Below are 24,525 nucleotides of genomic sequence, written 5' to 3' on the forward strand. Positions count from 1 at the left end.
TATCCGGACAAAAAAAGTGTAGAATCTTTAAAGGAGAAACAACCGTCGTCAACTCCTAGCAGTACAACCGAGAGTAAAAGACTTGAAACAGGGAAAAAAGATTCTATTTACGTCGATAAAAAAAACGAGGTCGCGATTCCTTCATCAGGGGAACGCCGTACTCATGAAAAGTATTCTGAAGACAATAAAAGAAAGGTAGTGGCAAAGCCGATGAATATATCTTATAGTGCATTCTTAGACCTATATAATCAAGTGAAGCGTAAGGGGTATGTCAAGCAAAATAAGGGAATCGATGTGACTCCCGGCGTCATAACCGAAGAGATGCCGGTCAGACTGCATGACGAGTTTTGTTTCCATTTTCCGAAAAATTTTGATGCCTATCGCGGATGCGCTGCCTTATTGACTCATGATGAAAAAAATATCGCCGCTATCGGCTATCTCGGTGAGGATCCCAAGAAGATAGTCCACCTGTTATTCGACAGTGACCGTATTCGGTATAGCTTACTGGAGCAGAATAATCAGTATAAAATTATTTTATTCCCGAAAACAGCGGAAGCATTTTTTGCAGAAAACCAAAATCTTTCGGATTATGCCGGATATCTGTATGAAGTTCCCTGCACGGTAGAATTAAAGACTCTGGAAGCAACGAAGCGGACCTTGTGCATCGATTTTGGGACGAGCAATACGACCGTCGGCTCTTACGGGATATCCGATGAAGATCAGAATAAGGTGGAAGTCGTAGACTTTGAAGACCATACCGGTGATACCGTTGCCTATCGAAAAATGCTGCCTACGGTCATCTATGTCGATAAGATTGAACGGAAGGATAATGGGAAAGCCGATATTACGTACTCTTTTGGTTACGATGCGCTGCAAAAAGTCATTGATCATGACTATGATACGGTAGCCTCCGTTTTTTATGAAATAAAACGATGGATCAATAACCTCGATGGCGTCGAAGATATTTCTGATGAAGACGGGAATAAGTATAAAATCACCCATAAAGAACTCATCAAACATTACTTGGACTACGTCATCAATACGGCAGAACGATTTTTCCAGAGACGATTCCAAACCCTGCATTTTACGGCTCCGGTAAAGTTAAAGAAGTCTTTCTTGGATGCCGTTGAAAAAATGTATAACGATGAATTGAGTGACCGTACCTACCATGTTTTGTCAGAATCAGAAAGTCTGGATGAAGGCATTGCCGTCGTCTACCAACATATTGCGAAAGAAATGGAACGCTCCCGTAAGGATTTGGTACAGGCAAAGGCTTTTCCACCCCAGAACATCTTGATTATCGACTGCGGCGGCGGTACGACCGATTTGGCTCGCTGCACGTATCAGATTTCTAAAAATCAAGAAGGTCATCGCCAGCTTGATATTACGATGAGTTCGGAAAATGGTGACTCCAATTTTGGCGGCAATAATATTACCTTCCGCATCCTTCAAATGCTTAAGATAAAGCTGGCTTTCAAAGTGGCATGTAAGGACGATATATCGATGCTAAAGTTGATTGCCGGAGAAAATGAAATTCTCGACATATTGGACCGGTCCGATTCGGTGATAACTGGCTGCGAAAAGATTTATAGCAAATTCGAAGCAGCCTATAAGGATGCTGAAGAAATCATTCCTACCTGCTTTGAAAAAGATGGTTTATTCCAAAATGAAAAGCGCCAGATGAAGCGCAACTTCTACTACTTGTGGAAGATGGCCGATGCATATAAGAAAGCCTTTTATCAGACTCAGCGAGACGTAGTTTCCATCAATTTTAGTGATGACAAAGATAGGGCACTGGGCATCGGGGATGAAGCACAGTATTATCTGTACATCTGGGAGGATGCGGCGGACGAATTAAAAAAGACCCTCAATCCCCTTGAAGGGATTAAAATTACGATTAAGGAAATCGAATGCATCCTCTATGCCGATATTTATGCACTTTGGAAGCGAATCCTGCCGGTAGATGATCTGGTCAAGGAACAGTACGACTGCTTCTATAAGTTATCCGGCCAGTCCTGCAGAATCAATTTATTCCACGATTTGCTGAAGGAATTTATCCCCGGCCGCTATCTCCGATCCAATGGCAATAAAAAGGGGAGTCAAAAAGATAAGAACCCGGAAAGTCAGCTGAAACTGGACTGCATCGAAGGCAGCATCCGCTATATTCGTGATAAGGAAGAAGGTCGCTTTGAACCGGTCATTCGGACCCAGGCTTCCCAGCTCTTCCACAGTGTATACCGCTCCATGAAGGATATCGACCACCCCGGTGAAAACGACATCCCCTTATTGGAACGCAGTAAATCCGAAAACGATACAGTGGTCGCTCACGTTGAATGGCTGCCGACGACGGCCAGCCGGACGGAGTTCGTCGTATTTGACCAGCATCAGAGAAAACAGAACCGGATTAACTTTGAGTTTGGCGATGAAGCCGGTAAAGAGATGAGCAGTAACGATATTCGAATGGATATTGAACGTCATACCTATGCCGACTTGTATGGCGTTGGCAAAAAGGATAAAGTAGCTAATATTATTACCGGAGAGTTAACAAGCAAAGCTAGTGGATATGCGATTTTCCTGGTTCCGGCTCGGAGCGGCTACGGATTCTGGGCCTATTTAATTGATAAGCAAATAAAAAATCAGGAGGAAGGCAAGGTAACCTGGAAATTCTACTTGAAGAAAAAACAATACTGCAGCTTTGAAAAAGAGGAACTGGTAACGTTCTTTGATGGGAAGCGGTGAGATTGATGCTATTTCACAAACAGTTGGAATTTGCCTCCGGGGCTGTATTGACAAAAGAAATGCTGGAGCTGTTGGGGAGTTATCCCCGGCAGTTCTTGAAACTGTACTTCAAGGCCTATAGCGAGGGCATTCTCTGCGGCTTGGATTATGAGCTGCGCGGTGATGATCTTTGGCTTACTTCTGGGGCTTTCTGGTGGCATAATGAGCTATGGATGACCGGGGAAGATGTCAATGTGAGTGCTTTTTTGCAAAATCAGTCACTGCAAGAAGGGCAGTATTTAGTTCTGTGCTGGCAGGAGGACAAAAACGTTACTGAAAAAGGTGTCGACATTTGCCCTTTGAAACTCAGTATAGACACTGACTCTCGCTATGAGGGTGTATTAGAACTCGGTCGCTTCATTTGGTGGGATGACAGAAAACTGCAACTGCCACAAAGTTGGGAGGAGCTCATTGAGTCGCTGGAACGGGGGGATTATTTTGATATTTCGAATGCCAGTCAGGCCGCTCTGAGAGGTTCTAATGCCAGTCAGGATGTCCTGGGAGGCGGAACTTTTATACGATTGATTTTCCGATGCCTGAAAGAGGCTTTGCGGAAAAAGGAAAGGCGAACATCTTTCGAAGATGCCATGTTGGTCCAACTGCAAAGTCAGGGATTTTTGTCCATGGACACCTTGTATACCTACGTCGGAACCGAGGCCGGCAGGATGAATCGGAGAGAGTTGTTGAAGGCTGTAGACGAGGAACTTCGCCGTCAACCGGCGCCGGTGGTACAGGCCGCAGCACCGAAGGAGAATCCTGATCATGAAGATCGTCCGGATGAACCTCGTTGGCCGATGGGCGGCATGCTGGATTAACGATCGATAGGCCGTATCCTGGAAGGGATGTGATTCTGTGAAGAAAGATAAGGTTTCGAGGGTATTAGCCCTCTATTCGCAGTTACTGGCCGGTCGGACGGTACAAAAGGCGGTAACGGCGCAGCACTATGGTGTCAATGAGCGCAGCATTCAGCGGGATATTGAGGATATCCGTTCATTTTGCCGGGATGACGCGGCGGTTCATGACGGTGTCATTTGCGATGTAGTCTATGACCATATGGAGAAAGGGTATCGCCTGGAAGGCGGTCAGATTCCGAAACTGTCCAATAGTGAAGTCCTAGCTTTATGCAAGATTCTGCTCGATAGTCGGGCTTTCGTCAAGACCGAGATGGAAACGATGCTGCGCAAGATAATCGCTTGTTGTGTGCCCGAATCGAATCAGGCCTTGATCAGTAAGTTGGTCAATAACGAAGCCTTCCATTATGTCGAGCCGCGGCATCGGACGAGTTTTCTTGATACGATGTGGAAGCTTGGCGAGGCTATCCAGAAGCATTACTATGTCGATATCACCTATGGCCGTCTGAAAGACCGAAAAGTCGTCAAGCGGCGGCTTCAGCCTTTGGCACTGCTCTTTTCGGAGTACTATTTTTATCTCATTGCCTTCATTGACGACAGTGACATCCAAAAAATTTATGAAAGCGCCCGCGATATAACGCCGACTATTTATCGATTGGATCGGATCAAGACCTTGTCTGTAGAGCAGGAAACTTTCCGTATCCCCTATAATCAGCGCTTTCAGGAAGGCGAATTTCGTAAGCGCGTCCAGTTCATGTACGGCGGCCGCCTGCATCGCGTGACCTTTACCTATACCGGCGGCGATATCGATGCCATTTTGGATCGCCTGCCGACGGCGAAAATCTTAAACGAAGACAAGGGCGTCTATCAAATCGAAGCTGAAGTCTATGGGACGGGGATTGAGATGTGGCTGCGCAGTCAGGGAAAATATGTAAAGAACGTCAAAATCGTCCAAGTGTAATTTTTTACTCCATATGAAGTCATTCGGTATTTTATTTAAAAATGGTGTCAGTCGCTGTGATACCGTTTTTAGCTCATTTTTAGCTCATTATAATTGTATTGTTTTGCATAAAAAAAGTCATGAATCTTGGGAAATCTAAGATTCATGACTTTTTTTTTGTCGATTATTTTTTCATCATGACAGGACCTGTCTTTGTCAAATGATAAGATAAAGATAAGTAAAAATATAGAGGGTAAGGAGTAATCGTGTATGGAAATTCAATTCGTGTTTTTGGGGAGTAAAATTCAGCGGTTTAATTCTCAAAAGATGTCGCTTTTCTACAGATGGAGGCAAGCGTTGATGCCTCTCATTTTATATAAATTATAGGGAAAAATAGTGCTGAGGTTTTGTTGGCAAGATACGAAGAGGTTGTCTGTCGATGAATTGCAGGATGTAATTCATCGAACCTGATGGTAGGAGTCATAATTATTTGCTCATCGCTCCCGACGGCATCGTATACGTATCAGAGAAGCTGAACGATATTAAGGTGGGAAATATCTTATCCGATGATGTAACGAGTTATTTTCTGTCATGACGAAAGAGATGAGGGTATGAAAGAAGATAAAGTTTCACGAGTATTATCACTATATTCGCAATTAATGGAAGGCCGGCTCATTAAGAAATCCGTAGCGGCCCAGAAATATGGCGTCAATGAACGCAGCATTCAACGGGATATTGAAGATATACGGGCTTTTTGCCGCAACTGCATGGCTCTTGGCGACAGCATGCCCGGTGACTTGATATACGATTATATCGAAAAAGGGTATCGGTTGGAACGGAAGCAGGTGCCGAAGTTATCCAATAGCGAAGTCCTGGCTTTATGCAAGATTTTGCTCGACAGCCGGGCTTTCGTCAAAACCGAGATGGCGGATATGCTTCACAAGGTCATCGCCTGCTGTGTGCCCGAATCGAATCAGGCCTTGATTACAAAACTGGTCAATAATGAGACCTTTCATTACGTCGAACCGCGGCACCGGACGAGTTTTCTCGACACGATGTGGCAGCTTGGCGAGGCCATCCAACAGCATCGCTACGTTACTGTTACCTATGGCCGGATAAAGGATCGGAAAGTTGTCGAACGGCGATTAAAGCCGTTGGCTCTGCTTTTTTCGGAGTACTATTTTTATCTCATTGCCTTCATCGACGACAGTAACATCCAGAAAATCTATGAGGGCGCCCGGGATATGACTCCGACTATTTACCGCTTGGATCGGATCAAAAACTTGACGGTAGAAAAGGACATTTTCCGCATTCCTTACAACCGGCGATTCCAGGAAGGGGAGTTCCGTAAGCGCGTTCAGTTCATGTATGGGGGCCCCTTGCAGCGCGTGACTTTTACTTATACGGGCAGCGATATCGATGCCGTATTGGATCGCCTGCCGACGGCTAAAATCCTGAGCGAAGATAGCGGGACCTATCGGATTGAAGCTGAAGTATACGGCAAGGGTGTCGAGATGTGGCTCCACAGTCAGGGGAAAAATGTCAGTGATGTTCAGATAAAAGAAATATGACATTGGTGACGGTGTGAGAAAGATTTTTGGATATAGAAGAGATTGTTCATCGACATGGACAATCTCTTTTGGTTTTTACCGAACCTTGTTATAATAAAATAAAGCTCTCATTTCTGCTGATGGCAGCAGAATTTGTTTCGGATTCGTTATATTTTGGAAAGCAGGTGTCGCCGTGCTCTTATTTTCAACTATCTTACAAATAAATAAGAAGATGACTAAAGAGGCGTTTATTCGCTTAGTCGTCGAGTGGAATCAAAAAAGCAACTACCCGGAGAATATTATTCCTAATCTGGTATGGGATGGTCAGTACAATACGTCTTATGGAACGGAGTCGCTGCTTCTCGACATAAAAGAATACCCTAAAGAGAATATCGTTGCTGTCCGTTACGAAAAGCGCGACAAAGAAGGCGTCATTTGGGATTCTGACTATATCATGAATTTTAAGGATATGAAGATGTCCATTCGCTTAGATCGGAGTTATCTGGAAGAAGCGCTGAAGGTCGACCCGGAATTTTCGACGCCCCACTTCATTTCCATGCTCATTGAGGGCGGTTATTTAAAAGCCGATAACGGCTTAGAGGTACGACGGACGCCGCTTATCATCGATGAGGATAATCTCGATATAGCTGTCGATATCATGACCGGGAAGCGTCGGACCCGTCTGCCCGTCGTCTTCGTTTCTAAGACGTCGGACAATGAAGATCCCATTGATGTAAAGGCCTTGGCGGGACGACTAAAGGGAGCAGCCCACGTCTTGGTCCAAGGCGATTATGGGACGGAAGCCGCCCTTCAGGAACGCAGCGGTGATGAGAAATTAGGTAATGGCGGTATCGATATTTATTTCCCCAATCCTGCCGTTGGCCATAAACGATATATCTATCGCCGCAATCCGGACTATGACACTCAGATGACGGAAAAGATTATTGAAAGGGTCATCCAGTACAGCAATGCCAAACGGGTGTCGCCACTCTATGTCTGGGCCGGTGTCACCGGTGCCATTTATGAGAATCAATATCTGAAGTCCAAGGAGGCCTATGCGGCAGCCGACAAGGAACGCCATGAGGCTCTGTATAAACTCCTTGCCTTACAAGGCCGGTATAAAGAAAATGAAAAATCCATGCGTGATCAGGCCTATGCTGAAGCTAAACTGGAAGCCGATCAGCTGTTAGAGAGTTTTGACGAGGAGAATCGCAAGTTGCGGGAGGACAATGAACGCCTGCGCTGCGAAAACGTACAACTGGCCTATGAAAACCAGGTCCTGCGTTCAAAACTTGATTCTCAGTCGAGGGTTCCTGTCCTGCTCATGGGGGATGAAGATGACTTCTATGCCGGCGAAATAAAGGATCTGCTGTTAAAAACCTTGGAGGCCAGTTTAAACAACCTTTTGGCAACTGGTACGCGTCGATACGATGTGGTGAAAGACATCATTGAGTCCAATGACTATCAGCGGAGTAGTGAAAAAAGGGCTGCTGAGGTGAAACAGATGCTCAATAATTATAAAGGAATGACCTCAAAAGTGCAGCGAGGCTTTGAAGAGCTGGGCTTTCAAATTCAGCATGACGGGGGGCACTACAAGACGATTTACTATGGCGATGACCGCTACATCATCGTTCATGCGGCGACTCCCAGTGACGGGCGGGCCGGGAAAAACAATGCGTCTGATGTCATCAAAAAGGTATTTTGATTCACGTTTCCGATAAGAAAATGGCTAACTTGAGCCGTTGAAAGGAGGAAGATTTGTAATAATCGGCTATTCCATGGTATAATTAAATGCTATAAATTTATGTACGGGAGGTATATGAATGGCTACAGGTCAGGAAAAGATTGACCAGCTCCGGGAAAAGCTCGCAAAAGTCGAGCTCGGCGGCGGTCAGAAGCGAATCGATTCGCAGCATAAAAAGGGAAAGTTGACGGCCCGCGAACGGCTGGCCAAGCTGTTTGATGAAGGCAGCTTTACGGAAATGGGGCAGTTTATCCATCATCGCGGTACCCATTTCGGCATGCAGGAAAAGGAAATTCCCGGTGACGGCGTCGTTACCGGTTATGGTACGGTGCGGGGCCGGTTGGTCTTTGCCTATGCCGAAGATTTTACCGTTGAAGGCGGCTCTCTCGGCGAAATGCACGCTCACAAGATCGCCCAGATGCAGGAAATGGCCCTCAAGATGGGAGCCCCTGTCATCGGTATCAACGATTCCGGCGGTGCCCGCATTCAAGAAGGCATTGACGCTTTGTCGGGCTTTGGCCGCATTTTTATGAACAACACATCGGCGTCCGGCGTCATTCCCCAGTTGGCCGTCATCATGGGCCCTTGTGCCGGCGGTGCCGTCTACAGCCCGGCCTTGATGGACTTCGTCTTCATGGTCAAGAATACGTCCAATATGTTCCTCACCGGCCCGGCGGTTATCAAATCGGTTACGGCCGAAGAAGTCACGGCAGAAGAACTGGGCGGTGCCATGACGCACAACTCCATTTCCGGCGTTGCTCACTTTGCCTGTGAAAGCGAAGACGACTGCTTTGAAAAGATCAAGGCTCTCCTCGACTTCCTTCCCAGCAATAACATGGAAGAAGCACCGGTTGTCGATTCCAATGACGATCCGAATAGGGAAGACGAAAGCCTTAATTCGGTCATTCCTGACGACAACAATGTACCCTATGATATGCTGGACATCATCCGTTCCTGTGTCGACGACGGATACATTTTCCAGGTCCTTGAAAATTATGCTTTGAATATCATTACCTGCTTTGCTCGCTTCGACGGTCAGACTGTCGGCATCATCGCCAACCAGCCGAAGTTCCTGGCCGGCTGCCTCGATATCAATGCGTCGGACAAGGCTGCCCGCTTTATCCGCTTCTGCGACAGCTTCAACATCCCTGTCGTCACCTTCGTCGACGTACCGGGATTTTTGCCGGGTACCAACCAGGAATACGGCGGCATCATCCGCCACGGTGCTAAAATGCTTTACGCCTACTGTGAAGCGACGGTGCCCAAGATTACTGTCGTTACCCGCAAAGCTTATGGTGGTGCCTATATTGCCATGTGCTGCCGTCAGCTCGGTGCTGACATGGTCATGGCTTGGCCGTCGGCCGAAATCGCCGTCATGGGGCCTGACGGTGCTGTCAACATCATCTTTAAAAACGATCCGGACAAAGAGCAGAGAAAGCAAGAATATATCGACGAATTCTTGTCGCCTTATAAGGCTGCTGAACACGGCCAGATCGACTGCATCATTGAACCTAAGGAAACGCGGCCGCGCATCATCAGTGCCTTGGCCATGCTCTATAGCAAGCGTGAAGAACGGCCGGCCAAGAAACACGGCAACATGCCGTTATAAGGGGGTGGCCGTATGTTAGAAATCCTGTTTGCGGCGATCGGTGTCTTAATCATCCTAATCTTGGTGCTGAGCCGATACTACGATACACGCTTCCGGGCTTTAGAAAGAAAGATGGAAGACATGACTGCTTTTCAGCAGAGTGTCAAAGATCTTTCTGAAGCCGTCTATGATTTAAAATCCGCTGAAAAGAAGGAAACAAAGACACAGCCTGTCTCTGAGACTAAAGACACTGCCAATTCCATCGTTCCCGTTGGCCAGCGTCAGCCGGCTGTTGTCGAAGCCCGTCCGCTGGCTACGGTGCCTGAAAGTCGAGAAATCTCTGATTCCGACGAACTCTCTGACGACGTCGTCGCCGTCATCATGGCAGCCGTTGCGGCTTACGGATATTCGCCGGCAGGGATTCGCTCGATCCGGCTTTCGCATCGCGGATATAAACGCCATCGGGAAAATTGGGCTATGGCAGCCCGCCTGGGTGGTATGAAACGTTAAGGAAAAAGTCTTTGAATCCAGGAGGATATCGATATGAAAAAGTTTAAGATTACAGTCAATGGCAAGGCATACGAAGTTGAAGTAGAAGAAGTAGGCGGCTCAGCTCCGGCAGCCCCGGCAGCACCTGTACAATCGGCTCCGGCAGCCCCGGCAGCTCCTGTGGCACCGGCACCGACTCCGGCAGCACCGGTACAGTCTCCGGCCCCGGCCGTAGGCGGCCCCATCCCCGAAGGTGCCATCACCGTAAAAGCCCCGATGCCGGGCAAGATTTCTGCCCTCAAAGTCGAAGAAGGAACGGATGTCAAACGCGGCGACGTCCTCCTCGTATTGGAAGCCATGAAGATGCAGAACGACATTACGGCAACGGCTGACGGCAAGCTTCATGAAATGCGCGTCAAAGTAGGGGACAATGTCAAAACCGGTGACGTCTTGGCCGTCATCATGGCTTAAGGAACACCAGATTGACAAACGAATTATGATACAAAAGAGGTCCGCCGGCTTTTTGCTGACGAACCTCTTTTTTTTGTGTGTATGCGTTTTATTTGGCAGCGGCTTTTTTTGCTTCTGCTTTGGCTAAGAAGGGAGCCGATTCGATGATGAAGCGTTCGTGGGTAGCTTCGCCGACGAGGCCGGCGTCGTCATGGGCTTCGATCTTAAAGGTCAGTTTTTTGCGGTCCTGTTCGATCAGTGTCGCTTTGGCCGTAACGGTCAGGCCAATCGGCGTGGCGGCGACGTGTTTGACGTTCATAGCGATGCCGACAGTGTTATACCCTTCCGGGAGCTGGGGATCGCAAGCGTTGATGGCTGCATTTTCCATGAGAGCTACTAAGGCCGGGGTAGCATAGACCGGCGATTTGCCGCTGCCAAGTTTAATGGCCGTATTATCTTCCGTGCATTTTTCAGAAACTTCAGCTGCTGAGTTTTTTTTGATATCAAATTCCATCTTTCATAACCTCCTTGATGTAGGTAAGAATATGCCTGAATCGTATCGATAAAGGTAATTTACATAACCATATCATATCACATTTTATTCTTTTTTGACAGCAAACTGTTTGATTAAATAGGGACAGGTCCGGGGCTGTCATCCATCAGAACGGGTATTTTTGACAGAAAAAGCGCCATAGGATACAATAAAACTATATTTTTCAGAGGAATGGGGAGTGACATAATGAAACTGAAAGGAATATGTCTGATTGCAGCAGCGGTCCTGTCTATCGGGACGGCGTCGATGGCGAAAGACAAGGGCACCTTGACGAAGTTTCCCAATTGGGGCGTCATTACCGTGCCAAGCGATATATACATGCAGAAGGGAACTCAGCCCATGCTGACGGCAGCCGATGCCGGCAATGACGTGACGGCCTTGTTTGAAAAGATTTTTCCCATCCAGGCGGAAACCTATCAGGTCGTAAAGAAGGATGATGCCGATTTTCAGTATGCATACTTGATGCATTATACGGCAAGTCTCTGGGATGTCCGGGCCGCTGTTTACGGGGAAAACCGGGAAAATGCTTACTTGCGCGATATCGGCGGCCGTCCTGATCCGAAGACCTTGATGGACCGGCTCAACCAAAATATGGCCAGCCGTCTGCCCAATGGTTTTCGCCTGGCGGCACCGGTTACGGCTAAAAAGTATAAGGGCCGAGTCTTTTATGAATGGACCGTTGAAAAATCGCTGGTTATTAACAGCAACGCCTTTACGGAAACAATCCACGGTCTTGCCTGGCAGCACGGCGATACGATGGAAATTGCCGTCATCTTAGGCAATGTCGCTAAATCCGGTGACGACGATATCATCAGTACTGTGACCGACATGCTGAAAGACGCCAATAAGATGCCGAAAAAATAAGGATGACTTAGGGAATAAAAATGCCTTGCATGAGTGAAAAAATTGCATCATGCAAGGCTCTTTTCGATTTATAAGGTTTTCATCAAGTGTTCGAGATGGGCTGTGAGCTTCATGTTTTCTTCGTAGTCGATGGGGCAGTCGATGATGACCGGTTTATCCTGCTGGAAGGCTTTTCTCAAAGTCGGCAGGAGGTCTTCGGTCTTTTCGATGCGGTAACCGATGGCGTGGAAGCTTTCGGCCAGTTTTACGAAGTCCGGATTGGTGAAGTCGACGCATTCGTGATGGCCGTACTGCATGTCCTGTTTCCATTTGATGAGGCCGTAGCTGCTGTCATTGAAGATGAGGGTTACGAAGTTCGTTCCCAAGCGGTAAGCCGTTTCAAATTCTTGGACGTTCATCAAGAAGCCGGCATCGCCGGTGATGGCCAGCACTTTTTTGTCGGGGTGGACGAGTTTTGCTGAAATGGCGCCGGGAACGGCGATACCCATGGTGGCAAAACCGTTGGAAATGAGGCAGGTATTCGGTTCATAACAGTTGTAATGGCGGGCGATCCAGACTTTGTTGGCACCGACGTCGGAGATGACGATGTCGTCTTTATCCATGATCTTGCGGCAGTCGATGAGGGCTTTTTGCGGCTTGACCGGGAAGGACATGTCTTCGGCATAGCTTTCGTGTTCGGCGACCATTTTTTGACGGATGTCGAGGAATGCACGCGGTTCCGGAAGGCGAGCGGCCTTTTCCATGATGCGTTCCAAGGAATCAGGGATATTGCCGACGACTTCGACCTGGGGCTGGTATTTTTTATTGATATCAGCCGGCATGGTGTCGATGTGGATGATGTCGGCGTTGGTCAGATGCCATTTGGCCGGGGCGTATTCGATGATGTCGTAGCCGACGGCGATGACCAGGCTGGCCTTTTCGAGGATTTTCGTTTGATAGTCATCCATGGGAATGCCGACGGTCCACATGGAATATTTGTTGTCAAAGGGAATGGCCCCTTTGGCCATCATGGTGTTGATGACCGGCAGCTTGAGTTTTTCGGCAAAGGCCGTCAGCTGTTTGGCGGCATGACTGCGGATGACGCCGCTGCCGGCCAGGATGACCGGATTCTTGGCGTAGGAAATCATAGAAGCCGCCATTTTGATCTGCGATTCTAAAGCCGTTTCCGGCTGGATCGTCTTGTGCTGCAGTGGTTTTTCATCGTCTTCGACGGGCATTTCACTGATGTTGACCGGAAGGTCGATGAAGGTGGCACCCGGTTTTTCACGTTCGGCATATTTAAAGGCCAAGCGGGTGATTTCGGCCATCGTATCGGGGCGGACGACGGTATAGGACCGGCGGGTGATGGGTTCGAACATGGCCCGAAGATCGAGGTACTGATGAGCCGTGATGTGCATCTTGTCCGTTCCGACCTGGCCGGAGATGGCGACGACAGGGGCTCCGTCGCAGTCGGCATCGGCGACGCCGGTGATGAGATTGGTAGCTCCGGGCCCGAGGGTTGCCATGCAGACGCCGGCCTTGCCGGTCAGTCTGCCGTAGACATCGGCCATGAAGGCCGCGCCCTGTTCATGACGGACGGTGATGAATTCAATCTTTGAATGCTCCAAGGCATTGATGATGGCTAAGTTTTCTTCACCGGGAATACCGAAAATATAATGGACGCCTTCTTCTTCCAGGCATTCGATGAGAAACTCTGCCGTATTGCGCATCTTTTTTTGTACCATTCCGAGAACACTCCTTTAAAGGTAATGGATAAATTAAAATTGCTGTTGTAACCTGTATTATAATATGGGACAGAACCTTTTTCAATGACTTCCTTGTATTATCAGGATGTACAATTCAAGGCAGCTGGAATTGGTCGTATCGAAACAGCCATTCAAAAGGCTCGTCATGAATCCTTTATGACGGTTGTTTTCCCGGGATTCGATTGGAAAGGATAGGAGCTTAGATGAATATATTGATCAGCAGTTGTCTCTTAGGACAGTATTGCCGCTATGATGGAAAGACCAAGACCTACGATGTGATAAGGCCTTTATTGGGCCGTGACGACCTTCATTTCATTCCCATCTGTCCGGAACAGGCAGGTGGCCTTGCGACGCCGAGACCTCCTGCTGAACGACGCGGAGAACGGGTGGTAACGGAAGCCGGTCTCGATGTGACCGAGGCCTATGAACGAGGGGCAGCGGCGGCTCTCTATCTGGCCCGCCTCTTTCACTGCACGAAGGCAATTTTAAAGGCCAAGAGCCCGTCCTGCGGCTGCGGCCTCATTTACGACGGGACCTTTTCCCGGACCCTTACTGAGGGCGACGGCGTGACGGCCGCCCTCTTAAAAGCCGAAGGCATTGAGGTTTTTAGCGAAGGGGACCCTTTAGAATACTTGCTTTTATAACGTCGGTTTGCTACAATATACGAGTACGCAAGTGAGGAGGTTTCAGGGTGAATACGTTTTTGCATGAAGTTTGTGAATGGCTTTATTCTATTGTCATCGCCTTGGCCATTGCTATGGTCATCCATATTTTCTTCTTCCAGCCGACCCGCGTTTCCGGCGAGTCTATGATGCCGACCCTTAAAAATGGGGAGTACCTCATTGTTTCTAAGTGGAGTCACGTCATGGGAGAGGTCCCTAATTATGGTGATATCGTCATCATTGACAGCCGCGTCCAGTATCCGCGCACTTGGAAAGATGATGTCGCTGAACCGATGAACAACTACTTGGCGTTCTTTGACCACGATTTACAGACGAAAAATGTTTGGGTCAAACGAGTTATCGGCCGACCCGGTGATACGCTGGCTTTCCACGACGGAAAGGTTTGGCGCAATGGGGAACCTTTGGATGAACCCTATATCAACGGTCCTATGGAATACAGCAGTCGGGAAGAAGTTAAAGTCCCGGAAGGCTACGTATTCTGCATGGGTGATAACCGAAACCACAGCAGTGACAGCCGTTTTATCGGTCCTGTTCCTATCGATCACGTGTTGGGCCGCGTTATTTGGTAACCGGTCTTTACGACAACTCTATACGACAGTTCGCAATCCATCCTGTCGTTAAACAAAACTAGGACGCATTACCATCATTGGTGCAGTGCAGACGGGATTGTTTCGACAGCCCCGTCTTTTTTTATTTGTTAGAAAGGTGTAATATACAATGTATAACTTTGTTCTCAATACCCGGCGGATGACCTTTTCTGCTTTGGTCATCGCCATTTATATCGCCGTCTTGTATGTAACCCAGGGCATTTCCTTCGGTCCTTACCAAATCCGGATCGCAACGGCTCTCTACGGACTGGCGTTTCTCTATCCTTTTTTAGTCGTGCCTTTGGGCATTGCTAATTTTATCGCCAACTTTCTCTTTGGCGGACTGGGCCTTATCGATATGGTCGGCGGTTGTGCCGTCGGCATGATAACGACCTGGCTCATCGTTCAGATTCGGCAGCGTCAGGGCCATCTCTGGCTGGCAGCCCTTCCTATCTGGTGGGTGCCGGCTCTTTTGGTCAGCCTGTGGCTGTCGTACTTATTGAACCTGCCTTATACGGTACTGGTCAGCAGTTTGGCTGTCGGTCAGCTGCCGCCGGCTATTTGCGGCGTCCTGCTCATTCAGGCGCTTCGTCATCACTACGTCTTAGAAAAGGGGTTATAATATGAGTCGAGATCATGAAGACCTTCAGGGCATTACCTTTCTTGGCAATCAGCACACGACCTATCCGACAGACTACAATCCGGACCTTTTGGAAACCTTCATCAACAAACATCCCGACCGGGACTACTTCGTCAAGTTTAACTGCCCGGAATTCACCAGCCTCTGTCCCATGACCGGTCAGCCGGATTATGCGACGATTTACATTTCCTACGTCCCCGATGAACGGATGGTCGAAAGCAAGGCTTTGAAACTCTACCTGTTCAGCTTCCGCAACCACGGAGACTTCCACGAAGACTGCGTCAACATCATCATGGACGACCTCATCGATGCCATGGATCCGAAGTATATCGAAGTCTGGGGGAAATTCCTGCCCCGCGGCGGCATCAGCATTGATCCCTACTGCAATTATGGCCGTCCCGGTACGCCTTGGGAAGACGTTGCCTGGCAGCGTCTGTCCCAACATGACATATATCCCGAAAAAGTGGATAATCGGTGAAACTTCTTACCTTTTACAGATAATCCATGGTATAATAAAGTATAAATCATAGGAGTGAGGAGTGTTATCTGTGAAATTGAAAAAAGTGCTTTTGGCCCTCGGTTTTTCCCTGGCCTTGTCGGCCTCGGTCTTTGCGGCCGACAATATGTGGCAGTATAATCAGTATACATCGATTGACATGAATTCGGCGAAACTCTACTACGATATGGGCCGCCAGGTTCTGTCCTTCAATACTGTGGAAAAATCCGGCGATACGACGGATTACTGTACCTATGTATACAACATCGATGATCAGACGATTCAGCTGAAGAAGATGATTACTCAGACTAAGAAGCATAAGTATAAGAGCAGTTTCTATCCCGAAGCGATCAAAGACGGTAACGCTGTTATCAAAGCCAGAGCCCGTATGGCCACGGACGTGTTGGAAAAGGTCATGGAAAAGCAGAATGCTAAAAAGTAAGCCCTTGGCGGCGAACGGGCTGCCGAAGTGTGCCTCATCTGCCTTACGTTCTTTCCGCGTATAGTCGGAAGAGCTGGGTTTCCGGTGCTGTCGGCAAGGGAGCGCAATCAAAAAGGGACTGCTGCATGGAGCGGTTTTCTTCATGCAGCAGTCCCTCTTTTGTTATTTCCCTTTGACGCAGATGCTGAGCCATTTCGGAAGCTTGTGCTCGACGACGACCCAGGAATAGGCCGACGCACAGGCGACGACAATGATGTAAATGGCGATGATGTGAATGGCTCGCAGGTAAATATGCAGGTGGGCCGCAAGGCCCGTGCAGAGGCTGAGAAAAACAGGATGGACCAGATAGATGGGGTAGGAATAGTCTCCTAACCGGGAGAAGAACTGATGGACGGCGTGCGGTACAGGCCGGCATTCCCACCAGTAGAGGAGAAATAGCATCGTCGACAGGGTATAAACCATGCCGATAGGGCTGAGCTGGTGAATGGTGAAGACTGCCGATAAGGGGTCATAGCCGAGGTAATGCATGACGCCGTAGTAGGCGGCCAGCATGCCCGCCGTTGAAGCGATTTGAAGGAGATTGATCACCGTGCCGTGCCGTTTGAGCCAGGCGGTGACCGACGAAAAGTGTTCCGCCGTAAAGGCGCCGAACATGAAGATGAATAAATAGTGCAGGACCATGTAGTTCAGGCGCAGATTCGAGGCATCTTCGAGGAAGGGATTGTCCGAATGGAGATTCCAACTGTAACTCGAGTAAAAATTAAAGATCATGTTGACGAGAAACAGGGCTGTAAAGGAAAGGACCGGTTTGCGGTCCATGAGGTGCAGTAAAGGCCGCCACAGAGGCATGAAGAGGTAGAACCATAAGAGGATGACCAGGAAGTAGATATGATACATGGCCAGGCCATACCACAAGGTGCGAAAGATGGCATAGGGATGAAAGAGATTGAGATTATGGCTGATAGCCGATACGAAGGCCATGTAGAAAAACGACCAGGCCAGGTAGGGGACAAAAACTGTCCGCAGCCGGCGCCGCAAATAGTCTTTATAGTCAAAGGGCTCGTGGAGTCCCTGACTGTAAAACATGCCAAAGGCCGATAGAAAGAAAAAGGCCGGCACGGAGAATCGGGATAAGATTTCTAAAATGGCGACGAGCGCTAAATTTGGCGACGGATTGACGATGGCTACTGAGCCGACATGGATGGCGATGACGCCGAGCATGCAAAGTCCGCGCATATAATTGATAGAATGAATAAATCGTTTTGACATCTGACACCTCGGAAGATACAATATAGATACTAAAGCTATATTCTATTATAACAAATTTTCGCAAAATGGACAGGGAGGCTGTATGACCGACGACACACAAAAGGTAACCCGAACGGGACTGATACTGGCAGCGACCTTGATTTTACAAGGGCTCAGGCTCATCATCCCTATACCGCCTCAGATCAGTCTGTTCCTCATCGGGTCTTTAGTCAATGCCTGCCTGATTACGGCCGTCCTTACCATTGATCGGCGGGCCGGTTTTGTCGTCGCCGCCTGCACGCCTGTTTTTGCCTGGCTCGAAGGTATGCTGCCCTTCGTCCTCTTCGTCTTTCCCGTCGCCATTGGAAATGGCGTCTACGTTTACTTCGCCTGGCGATGGCAGCACTACGGCCTGCCGGCACTGTTGGTCGGAGCCCTGGCTAAGGCAGGTACCCTCTACGCCTTATTTTATTTACTCTTTGCCGGTATCGAATTCCCTCCGGCTATGCGCCATCTGCTGTTGACGGCCATGAGTTGGCCTCAAATCATCACCGGTGTTATCGGAGCGCTGCTGGGTCTAACCCTCAGCCGCTTTCTAAGTCACCGCCATGAATAGAAAGGAATTTTGCCATGCTGCTGCAAATCTTTTATTTTATCCCTGCCATCCTTGGCACGTTGTTCATTGCTGTCGGCCTGTATCACGGCTCTAAATTTTATAGCCTTACCCGACGCTGCACACAGGAAGGGACAGGCATTCTCTTGGGATTTGAAGAAAAGAAGATGAAAAGTGGGACCCTTTATTATCCTGTCGTTCGTTTTACGTCCCAAGACGGAAAGACCCATCAGGCTCGCTATGCCTTTGGTAATGCCGAATGGAATTACGTAGCCGGCGATGAACTGCCCCTGCGCTATAATCCGGACGATCCTGAGGACATCTATCTCCACCGCGTCCAAAGCCTGTGGCAGCAGTATGCCAGCCCGGTGTTCATCATTCTAGGGGGCGCCATCTTTATGCTGTCCTATTACTTTCTTTTATAATCATACGGAAAAGGAGGAGTCGCCACATTGGTAGAAAATGAAAAAGCTGTCGCCGCCATGCGGCAATTTTTAGAAGCCCTAGGGCTCGACTTGACGGCGCTGGGAATGGAAAAGACGCCGCACCGCGTGGCCGAGACCTTTGCCCGATTTTTTTCAGGCCTTCAGGAAAATCCAGATGACGAATGGAACAGTCCTATCGTAACCCGGTCCAATGGACTGGTCAGTGTCCGCAATATCCGCTTTCACTCGCTCTGTGAACATCATTTGCTACCCTTTTTCGGTACCGTTCACATCGTATACTACCCTAAAGCTAATCGTATCGCCGGGTTCGGTCACTTCGTCCGAGCTGTCGATATCTTGGCCCGCCGGCCCCAGCTCCAGGAACGGATGACGGAAGAATTGTGTCAGTCCATCGTCCGCGGCCTCGATCCGGAAGGCGTTCTGATCGTCGTCAAAGCAACTCACTTATGCCTTACTATGCGCGATCAGCTGGCCATCGATTCGAATATTATGACGACGGCAGCGTCCGGGTGCCTGAAAGAAGGAACCGATGCCTATAAAGAAGCTTGGAAGCTCGTCATGGAGGAAAAACAAGATGGATAAAATCATGCTCAAAGGACTTCACTTTTGGGGGCACCACGGCTGCTTAGCATCGGAAGCGGAGCTTGGTCAGCCGTTTCATATCGATATATGCCTTGAAGCGGATCTGTCACAGGCCGGCGCCTCTGATGACCTTCACCAGACCGTCGACTACAGTGTCGTCTATGCTCGGGTTAAGGACATCGTCGAGAACCGCCGCTATCAGCTTATCGAGCGGCTGGGTACGGTCATTGCCGAAGAGATTCTCGGCGCCTTTCCTCCTGTCGAGGTCGTGACGGTAACCGTCCATAAGCCCCAGGCTCCGATTGGCGGTCTCTTTGACGATGCGGCCGTAGTCCTTGAAAGGCGACGACATGGCTAAATTTTACCTTAGCATCGGCGCCAATCTGGGTAATCGGGAAGAGACGCTGAAACGGGCTGTGGCCCTCCTCGATGCCACGCCTGAAGTAACCGTTAAGACGGTGTCTCCTTTTTATGAAACGCCGCCGTGGGGGAAGGAAGATCAGCCGCCCTTTATCAACGGTGCCGTTTCCGTGGAGACGAGTCTTACGGGCCAGAAGCTCCTCGAACGCTGTCTTGCCATTGAACGGCAGCTGGGGCGGGTGCGCCATGAAAAATGGGGTGCCCGAACCATCGATATCGACCTCGTTTACAGCCCGGACGAGGTCTGCCGGACGCCGGAGCTGACCTTGCCCCATCCTTATCTAACACAACGGGCTTTCGTATTGGTCCCCTTGCGGGATCTGGTGCCGGACCTCATCCTCTTTGGCCGGCCGATTGATGACTGGCTCGCTCAGCTGCCAGATACAGACGCTATCAGAAGGAAGGATTAACTATGGAAAAGATACTTATTGCAGATGACGAACAACTTATGCGCCAATTGGTCATTGATTTTTTAAAGCCTGAAGGCTACGAAATTTTAGAAGCTGTTGACGGCAAAGAAGCCCTGGATATCTACGACAAGGAACATCCGGATTTGGTCCTTCTCGACGTCATGATGCCCGGTTACGACGGCTGGACCGTATGCCGTGAAATCCGCCGCGAATCGACGGTTCCCATCATGATGCTGACGGCAAAAGGTGAAGAAATTGACCAACTCTTTGCCTACGATCTCGGAGCTGACGAATACATTACCAAGCCTTTCAGCCCGAAAATTTTAGTAGCTAAGATCAAGGCTCTCTTGCGCCGTTCTCAGAACGACTCGGAAACGCAGGAAACCGAAGCCGGTGTCGCCATCGACCGCGATGCCCGCCAGGTCGTCCTCGACGGGAAGAATGTCGATCTCAGCCCGACAGAATACAAGCTTCTCAACTATCTGATGAGCAATACCGGCAAGGCTTTGAGCCGCCGCCAGATCCTCAATCAGGTATGGAATTACGATTACTACGGTGATCTGCGCACCGTCGATACGCACATCAACCGCCTGCGCATTAAACTCGGCGACAAAGGCCGCTACATTCGTACTGTCCGCGGCTATGGATACCGCTACGATTCCAAATGAGACGGAAAGGCTTATTGTCCTTAAAGGTTAAGACCGGTGTCTATGTCGGCTGTTTTTCTATCTTCTTTATCATCGGGCTGATGATGGCTGTCGGCCTTGGCTTTGACCGCTACTACTACTCCATGAAAAAAGAAGCCATGATCGAAGCCAGTCAGAAAATCAGTGCTACCTATCAAAAGAAAAACGGCCCTGACGAACATTCGCTGGACTCACTGAGTCAGCGCTACGGCGTCGATATCCTCATCGTCGACAACAATAAGCTGGTCTATTCCTCGCAGCCGGGACGGCGAGTCCATCTGCCGCCGGAAACCGTTCCCGAAGATCAGGAAATCATCGCCCTTGGCAAGGAAAATGAAGTTCCTGCCGATCGTCCGGAGGGCAAGCCGCCGGTACACATCAAGGAACTCATGGAACTTCTCGACGGCAAGGCACCTGATGAAAGCCTGTTGGGAGCCGTTCATCTTTATAAGGATATGCCTGATTTTGAGTATTTTAACCTCGTCGACCGCATTCAGGATGGTACGTACGTCATCATCAACCAGTCCGTCGCGCCCATGCAGGAAAATATCTATATTGTCCAGCATTTCATCATCGTCTGCGGCATCGTCTGGCTGATCGTGGCCTGCGTCAGTACGTTGTACCTGACTCAGCGCATGACTAAACCCCTCATCGAATTGAAGAACCTGGCCTTCGCCATGGCTCACCTTGATTTTTCCAATAAGTGGAAAGGGAACCTTAGCGATGAAATCGGCGAACTCGGTGAGAGCCTGAATATCCTGTCCAACCAGCTCAATGTCGCCTTGACGGCTCTTCGCCAATCGAATGAAGAGCTGAAAAAACAATTGGACGTAGCCAAAGAGGTCGAGCACATGCGGAAGGCCTTCCTATCGGCCGTGTCCCATGAGCTGAAAACGCCCTTGGCCATTATCCAAGGGTACGCAGAAGGTCTCGATACCCTCGACATCGATGAAGAAACACAGCGTCGGTATTGCTCGGTTATACATAGTGAGACCCAGAAGATGGATAAACTGGTTCGTGATCTGCTCAGCTTATCACGTTTGGAAACGGGTTCCTTCCATCTGGAACAGACCGTCTTCGATTTCAGTGCTCTGGCCGAGGAAAGTCGGGAACGGTTCTCCAAAGTCATGGAAGACAAGGGAATCCTTGCCAAGATTGATTTGCCTGAGACCATGACCGTCTATGGCGATCCGGAACGAATCGATACGATTTTAACGAATTTCTTAAGCAATGCTATCGATTATACCGATGCCAATCAACATATCCGCCTTTGGGCCGAAGATCTCGGTGAGCGGTACCGAATCTGCGTCTACAATGAAGGCAGTCACATTGATGAAGAGTATCAGCAGCGTATTTGGGAGCCCTTCTATAAGATCGACTCGTCGCGGGCCCGCAGTCCGAAACGCATCTTCGGCGGCCACGGCTTAGGCTTGGGCACGGTGGCGGCCCTGGTGAAGCTCCACGGTGAATCTTATGGCGTGAAGAACGAAAACGGCGGCGTCACTTTCTGGTTTACCCTCCGAAAAGATGCCGATCAAACGCCGGATAACGCATAATAAAAGAACCCCTCTGATTCTGTGCAGCTCATTCGTTAGATCCTAACGAATGAGTTCGGCAGGAGGGCAGAGAGGTTCTTTTTTGTTATGTTAAAAAGAGCGGTTCCCGAGGGTGGGATGGCTGCATTTTTTCAGCGTCAGGTGATCGACGAGGTAGCCGGCTTGTTCGAGGTCGACATCCTCTTTTTGACCGTCGTGTTCAAAGACGCAGAGCGGTCGGTCGGTACCGACTTCGCCACCGGGAAGGTAGATGTATTCGCCCGTTTCGGCGTCGCCGAAGATGATGCCGGCTAAGAGATGTTTTTGGGCTATTTGACTCATGGCAGTGCCTCCTCACCGTCAAATTTGATTTCAAGGAGCTTGCAGTCCCGATAGTCGGCCGACACCAGGTGCAGCAGGGTACCGTTATAACGGCGGGGGAACATCGTTCCGGGCTGCATACCGTGAAGGTGGCCGAAGATACAGAGGGGCACCTTGTATTTTTCTAAGAGTTCTGTAAAACCGCTGGGTTTCGTCAAGTCGCAGACCGGCGGATAGTGGAGCATGAGAATGGTATGGCCACTGCCTATTTTTTCCGCTTCCTGGAGCGTCCGTTCGACGCGAAGCAGTTCACGGCGGTACGGTTTGGCATCCCTTTCTTCCTGGTAATGGATGTCGCCCGGGCAGATCCAGCCGTGGGTGCCGCAGATGATCGTGCCATCGTCGAGGATGGCTGTCGAGCCGTAGAGGTAGTGCATATTATTTTCGGCATCCATGCGGTTCAGTTTTCCGGCACTGGCCCACCAGTAGTCGTGGTTGCCGCGGATAATGATTTTTTTGCCCGGAAGGGCGCGGATTTGATCGAGGTCCTCCTGGGCTTCGTCGAGGCGCATGGCCCACGACGTATCGCCGGCAATGAGGACTGTATCGTCATCGGTGACTCTTTCTTTCCAGTCTTCGGCAATGCGCTGCCAGTGATTTTTCCAGCGGGGGCCGAAGACTTCCATCGGCTTTTTTGGCGGATTGCCCGATAAATGTAAGTCACCTATTGCAAATAAACGCATAAATGTATGAGGACCGTCCTTTCTATAGGTCATGCAGCCTGGTCTGCAATTCCTGGATAAAATGCGCCGAATGGCCTCCATTTGCGATTTGTGGAATCATGTAACCGACAAAGAGAGGGTTGGTAAGAAAGCGCGGGATGATTTTGACGTATAAGGCATCGTCATCGGGAAAATCATAGAAAAAGATGTTGTAACTGTCGTTAAAGCGGATGAAGGAGTGCATGAAATAGTGGGCTGTCGTCTGCATGCAGCGCACGAATTTTTCGAGTTTTGCCCGGTCCTTTAAGATAAGATTTACTTCGTAAAAGCCGATGATGGGCCGTTTGGACAGGGTGATCGTAAGGCCGTCTTCTTCAAAGATGGTCGGACCGACGAAGTGGAAGGGTTTGATATCTTCGTGATAGTCATAGTCTTTGAAGCCGACGATTTGCGAATGGGGATGGTGAATCGTGCCGCCGGACATATAGCCGTGGTTGCGGTAAAAGACGACCGATTTGAATTTGCCCATTTCCTTGACTTGCTGCCACTTTTCAAGGCCGAATTCGATGAGCTTTTGGGCGTATTCCGGGGTATAGTCGGAGAACTCGCCGTCACAGTCATCGGTTTCGATGATGAGTGTCTGCCATGAGTCCTTGAGGACCGGAAAGGCATTTTCAAGCCAGATCATGTGGCCCCGCTTTTCCATGACATTCTTCAAATGAGCGACGTCACAGAAGGGGCAATACCTTTCGTCGCGATGGACCGTATCGGGCTTCGTCTTACCCAAGTCTAAATTATATTCTAAAATGTGAGATAAGGGATTTTCGTACATACGACCGCTCCTTTTAATGCTTCTTATACATTGTAGCATAGCGAGAGGCAATTTCAAACTGCAATACGACAAAAGGATGCCCGCCAAGTACCGCAATAAGGGCAGTCAAAATGGGGCATCCTTAATTACTTTATTATATGAAATTCCCTAGGTCTTGTCAAATAGGCTTTGTCTGAAAAAAATATGAAAAATAGCGAAAATGATGTGACTAAAACTAGAGTAATGTGGTATCATATAGACTTGAGGATTGATAAAATCAAGCATGGACTTCCATGTTTTTCACTCCATAACCGCCCTTTCAGGCATGTTA

27 protein-coding genes are annotated in these 24,525 nt (G+C 49.1%); 21 read left to right on the forward strand and 6 right to left on the reverse strand.

The genetic code is table 11. The features are described from left to right. Nucleotides 1–399: 399 nt before the first annotated feature. The 8 genes from UCI88_RS10775 (at nt 400) to UCI88_RS10810 (ending at nt 10,411) form a co-directional block, all read left to right on the forward strand. Nucleotides 400–2,739 carry an Hsp70 family protein gene (locus UCI88_RS10775; RefSeq protein ID WP_256180062.1) on the forward strand — a complete coding sequence of 780 codons (2,340 nt, stop codon included), beginning with the start codon at nt 400–402 and terminating at the stop codon, nt 2,737–2,739. Continuing rightward, nucleotides 2,736–3,593, forward strand: a complete 858-nt coding sequence (locus UCI88_RS10780; protein ID WP_302357084.1) for a hypothetical protein — start codon at nt 2,736–2,738, stop codon at nt 3,591–3,593. The genes UCI88_RS10775 and UCI88_RS10780 overlap by 4 nt, the downstream gene beginning before the upstream one ends. A 37-nt stretch (nt 3,594–3,630) precedes the next feature. Next, nucleotides 3,631–4,590, forward strand: a complete 960-nt coding sequence (locus tag UCI88_RS10785) for a helix-turn-helix transcriptional regulator (RefSeq protein ID WP_256180064.1) — start codon at nt 3,631–3,633, stop codon at nt 4,588–4,590. A gap of 590 nt (nt 4,591–5,180) precedes the next feature. Beyond that, nucleotides 5,181–6,140 carry a helix-turn-helix transcriptional regulator gene (locus tag UCI88_RS10790; RefSeq protein WP_256180065.1) on the forward strand — a complete coding sequence of 320 codons (960 nt, stop codon included), beginning with the start codon at nt 5,181–5,183 and terminating at the stop codon, nt 6,138–6,140. A 172-nt stretch (nt 6,141–6,312) separates the two neighbouring features. Continuing rightward, a complete protein-coding gene (locus UCI88_RS10795; protein ID WP_256180066.1) occupies nt 6,313–7,824 on the forward strand; it encodes a hypothetical protein in 1,512 nt (503 codons plus the stop codon). Nucleotides 7,825–7,942: 118 nt separating this feature from the next. Then, the gene (gene mmdA, locus UCI88_RS10800) at nt 7,943–9,472 is read left to right on the forward strand and encodes a methylmalonyl-CoA decarboxylase subunit alpha (protein ID WP_256180067.1); all 1,530 of its coding nucleotides are present in this window, start codon (nt 7,943–7,945) and stop codon (nt 9,470–9,472) included. Between the two features lie 12 nt (nt 9,473–9,484). Continuing rightward, nucleotides 9,485–9,961 carry a hypothetical protein gene (locus UCI88_RS10805; RefSeq protein ID WP_044504271.1) on the forward strand — a complete coding sequence of 159 codons (477 nt, stop codon included), beginning with the start codon at nt 9,485–9,487 and terminating at the stop codon, nt 9,959–9,961. 33 nt (nt 9,962–9,994) lie between these two features. Further along, nucleotides 9,995–10,411 (forward strand): biotin/lipoyl-containing protein, encoded by a 417-nt coding sequence (locus tag UCI88_RS10810; protein WP_225069773.1) that lies wholly within the window; start codon nt 9,995–9,997, stop codon nt 10,409–10,411. Between the two features lie 88 nt (nt 10,412–10,499). On the opposite strand, the gene UCI88_RS10815 is transcribed toward UCI88_RS10810, so the two are convergent. Continuing rightward, nucleotides 10,500–10,904, reverse strand: coding sequence for a thioesterase family protein (locus UCI88_RS10815; RefSeq protein WP_044504268.1), 405 nt, complete (start codon nt 10,902–10,904; stop codon nt 10,500–10,502). 225 nt (nt 10,905–11,129) lie between these two features. On the opposite strand from UCI88_RS10815, the gene UCI88_RS10820 reads away from it, so the two are divergent. Beyond that, complete coding sequence (locus UCI88_RS10820; protein ID WP_256180068.1) at nt 11,130–11,807, forward strand: hypothetical protein; 678 nt, start codon at nt 11,130–11,132, stop codon at nt 11,805–11,807. 68 nt (nt 11,808–11,875) lie between these two features. Here the strand turns inward: UCI88_RS10820 and UCI88_RS10825 are convergent, their stop codons facing one another. Next, on the reverse strand, nt 11,876–13,531 hold the full coding sequence (locus UCI88_RS10825) for an acetolactate synthase large subunit (protein ID WP_256180069.1): 1,656 nt from the start codon (nt 13,529–13,531) through the stop codon (nt 11,876–11,878). Nucleotides 13,532–13,755: 224 nt separating this feature from the next. Here UCI88_RS10825 and UCI88_RS10830 point away from each other — a divergent pair, with 224 nt between their 5' ends. The 5 genes from UCI88_RS10830 (at nt 13,756) to UCI88_RS10850 (ending at nt 16,400) form a co-directional block, all read left to right on the forward strand. Next, nucleotides 13,756–14,196, forward strand: a complete 441-nt coding sequence (locus UCI88_RS10830; RefSeq protein ID WP_256180070.1) for a 2-thiouracil desulfurase family protein — start codon at nt 13,756–13,758, stop codon at nt 14,194–14,196. Nucleotides 14,197–14,243: 47 nt separating this feature from the next. Next, nucleotides 14,244–14,804 (forward strand): signal peptidase I, encoded by a 561-nt coding sequence (gene lepB / locus UCI88_RS10835; RefSeq protein ID WP_044504261.1) that lies wholly within the window; start codon nt 14,244–14,246, stop codon nt 14,802–14,804. Between the two features lie 148 nt (nt 14,805–14,952). Then, complete coding sequence (locus tag UCI88_RS10840; protein WP_065360752.1) at nt 14,953–15,444, forward strand: QueT transporter family protein; 492 nt, start codon at nt 14,953–14,955, stop codon at nt 15,442–15,444. Nucleotide 15,445: 1 nt separating this feature from the next. Beyond that, entirely contained in the window at nt 15,446–15,940 is a 495-nt protein-coding gene (gene queF / locus UCI88_RS10845; RefSeq protein ID WP_044504257.1) for a preQ(1) synthase, read from the forward strand. 70 nt (nt 15,941–16,010) lie between these two features. Continuing rightward, nucleotides 16,011–16,400 carry a hypothetical protein gene (locus tag UCI88_RS10850; RefSeq protein ID WP_044504255.1) on the forward strand — a complete coding sequence of 130 codons (390 nt, stop codon included), beginning with the start codon at nt 16,011–16,013 and terminating at the stop codon, nt 16,398–16,400. A gap of 162 nt (nt 16,401–16,562) precedes the next feature. Here UCI88_RS10850 and UCI88_RS10855 read toward each other — a convergent pair whose 3' ends face one another. Then, nucleotides 16,563–17,669 carry an acyltransferase gene (locus UCI88_RS10855; RefSeq protein WP_256180071.1) on the reverse strand — a complete coding sequence of 369 codons (1,107 nt, stop codon included), beginning with the start codon at nt 17,667–17,669 and terminating at the stop codon, nt 16,563–16,565. An 82-nt stretch (nt 17,670–17,751) separates the two neighbouring features. Here UCI88_RS10855 and UCI88_RS10860 point away from each other — a divergent pair, with 82 nt between their 5' ends. From UCI88_RS10860 to UCI88_RS10890, 7 genes are read left to right on the forward strand one after another with little or no spacing between them, the layout of a single operon-like run. Further along, entirely contained in the window at nt 17,752–18,264 is a 513-nt protein-coding gene (locus UCI88_RS10860) for a hypothetical protein (RefSeq protein ID WP_256180072.1), read from the forward strand. A 14-nt stretch (nt 18,265–18,278) separates the two neighbouring features. Beyond that, a complete protein-coding gene (locus UCI88_RS10865; RefSeq protein ID WP_256180073.1) occupies nt 18,279–18,686 on the forward strand; it encodes a DUF3592 domain-containing protein in 408 nt (135 codons plus the stop codon). Nucleotides 18,687–18,713: 27 nt separating this feature from the next. Beyond that, on the forward strand, nt 18,714–19,289 hold the full coding sequence (folE, locus tag UCI88_RS10870; protein ID WP_081651718.1) for a GTP cyclohydrolase I: 576 nt from the start codon (nt 18,714–18,716) through the stop codon (nt 19,287–19,289). After that, the gene (gene folB / locus UCI88_RS10875; protein WP_256180074.1) at nt 19,282–19,647 is read left to right on the forward strand and encodes a dihydroneopterin aldolase; all 366 of its coding nucleotides are present in this window, start codon (nt 19,282–19,284) and stop codon (nt 19,645–19,647) included. The genes folE and folB overlap by 8 nt, the downstream gene beginning before the upstream one ends. After that, nucleotides 19,640–20,119, forward strand: coding sequence for a 2-amino-4-hydroxy-6-hydroxymethyldihydropteridine diphosphokinase (gene folK, locus UCI88_RS10880; protein ID WP_225069766.1), 480 nt, complete (start codon nt 19,640–19,642; stop codon nt 20,117–20,119). Before folB ends, folK begins: the two co-directional genes overlap by 8 nt. A 2-nt stretch (nt 20,120–20,121) precedes the next feature. Further along, nucleotides 20,122–20,787 (forward strand): response regulator transcription factor, encoded by a 666-nt coding sequence (locus UCI88_RS10885; RefSeq protein WP_044504248.1) that lies wholly within the window; start codon nt 20,122–20,124, stop codon nt 20,785–20,787. Then, nucleotides 20,784–22,361 carry a HAMP domain-containing sensor histidine kinase gene (locus tag UCI88_RS10890; RefSeq protein ID WP_330024220.1) on the forward strand — a complete coding sequence of 526 codons (1,578 nt, stop codon included), beginning with the start codon at nt 20,784–20,786 and terminating at the stop codon, nt 22,359–22,361. The genes UCI88_RS10885 and UCI88_RS10890 overlap by 4 nt, the downstream gene beginning before the upstream one ends. 90 nt (nt 22,362–22,451) lie before the next feature. Here UCI88_RS10890 and UCI88_RS10895 read toward each other — a convergent pair whose 3' ends face one another. The 3 genes from UCI88_RS10895 to UCI88_RS10905 are packed head-to-tail and all read right to left on the reverse strand — an operon-like array spanning nt 22,452 to nt 24,215. Further along, nucleotides 22,452–22,682 carry a hypothetical protein gene (locus UCI88_RS10895; protein ID WP_044504245.1) on the reverse strand — a complete coding sequence of 77 codons (231 nt, stop codon included), beginning with the start codon at nt 22,680–22,682 and terminating at the stop codon, nt 22,452–22,454. Further along, entirely contained in the window at nt 22,679–23,404 is a 726-nt protein-coding gene (locus UCI88_RS10900; protein ID WP_225069764.1) for a metallophosphoesterase, read from the reverse strand. Before UCI88_RS10900 ends, UCI88_RS10895 begins: the two co-directional genes overlap by 4 nt. 22 nt (nt 23,405–23,426) lie before the next feature. Next, nucleotides 23,427–24,215 (reverse strand): DUF4931 domain-containing protein, encoded by a 789-nt coding sequence (locus UCI88_RS10905; protein ID WP_044504244.1) that lies wholly within the window; start codon nt 24,213–24,215, stop codon nt 23,427–23,429. Between the last annotated feature and the right edge of the window lie 310 nt (nt 24,216–24,525).

It is taken from the genome of Megasphaera massiliensis (assembly GCF_036305205.1).
Lineage (GTDB): Bacteria > Bacillota > Negativicutes > Veillonellales > Megasphaeraceae > Megasphaera > Megasphaera massiliensis.

Excerpts from the sequence above, each read along its gene's own strand:
- folB (WP_256180074.1), top strand. The coding sequence starts at position 19,282 with ATGGATAAAATCATGCTCAAAGGACTTCACTTTTGGGGGCACCACGGC.
- UCI88_RS10885 (WP_044504248.1), top strand. The coding sequence starts at position 20,122 with ATGGAAAAGATACTTATTGCAGATGACGAACAACTTATGCGCCAATTG.
- queF (WP_044504257.1), top strand. The coding sequence starts at position 15,446 with ATGAGTCGAGATCATGAAGACCTTCAGGGCATTACCTTTCTTGGCAAT.
- UCI88_RS10860 (WP_256180072.1), top strand. The coding sequence starts at position 17,752 with ATGACCGACGACACACAAAAGGTAACCCGAACGGGACTGATACTGGCA.
- UCI88_RS10855 (WP_256180071.1), bottom strand. The coding sequence starts at position 17,669 with ATGTCAAAACGATTTATTCATTCTATCAATTATATGCGCGGACTTTGC.
- UCI88_RS10825 (WP_256180069.1), bottom strand. The coding sequence starts at position 13,531 with ATGGTACAAAAAAAGATGCGCAATACGGCAGAGTTTCTCATCGAATGC.
- folK (WP_225069766.1), top strand. The coding sequence starts at position 19,640 with ATGGCTAAATTTTACCTTAGCATCGGCGCCAATCTGGGTAATCGGGAA.
- UCI88_RS10840 (WP_065360752.1), top strand. The coding sequence starts at position 14,953 with ATGTATAACTTTGTTCTCAATACCCGGCGGATGACCTTTTCTGCTTTG.
- UCI88_RS10900 (WP_225069764.1), bottom strand. The coding sequence starts at position 23,404 with ATGCGTTTATTTGCAATAGGTGACTTACATTTATCGGGCAATCCGCCA.
- UCI88_RS10890 (WP_330024220.1), top strand. The coding sequence starts at position 20,784 with ATGAGACGGAAAGGCTTATTGTCCTTAAAGGTTAAGACCGGTGTCTAT.
- UCI88_RS10790 (WP_256180065.1), top strand. The coding sequence starts at position 5,181 with ATGAAAGAAGATAAAGTTTCACGAGTATTATCACTATATTCGCAATTA.
- UCI88_RS10905 (WP_044504244.1), bottom strand. The coding sequence starts at position 24,215 with ATGTACGAAAATCCCTTATCTCACATTTTAGAATATAATTTAGACTTG.
- UCI88_RS10820 (WP_256180068.1), top strand. The coding sequence starts at position 11,130 with ATGAAACTGAAAGGAATATGTCTGATTGCAGCAGCGGTCCTGTCTATC.
- UCI88_RS10865 (WP_256180073.1), top strand. The coding sequence starts at position 18,279 with ATGCTGCTGCAAATCTTTTATTTTATCCCTGCCATCCTTGGCACGTTG.
- UCI88_RS10830 (WP_256180070.1), top strand. The coding sequence starts at position 13,756 with ATGAATATATTGATCAGCAGTTGTCTCTTAGGACAGTATTGCCGCTAT.
- UCI88_RS10815 (WP_044504268.1), bottom strand. The coding sequence starts at position 10,904 with ATGGAATTTGATATCAAAAAAAACTCAGCAGCTGAAGTTTCTGAAAAA.
- UCI88_RS10810 (WP_225069773.1), top strand. The coding sequence starts at position 9,995 with ATGAAAAAGTTTAAGATTACAGTCAATGGCAAGGCATACGAAGTTGAA.
- mmdA (WP_256180067.1), top strand. The coding sequence starts at position 7,943 with ATGGCTACAGGTCAGGAAAAGATTGACCAGCTCCGGGAAAAGCTCGCA.
- UCI88_RS10805 (WP_044504271.1), top strand. The coding sequence starts at position 9,485 with ATGTTAGAAATCCTGTTTGCGGCGATCGGTGTCTTAATCATCCTAATC.
- UCI88_RS10895 (WP_044504245.1), bottom strand. The coding sequence starts at position 22,682 with ATGAGTCAAATAGCCCAAAAACATCTCTTAGCCGGCATCATCTTCGGC.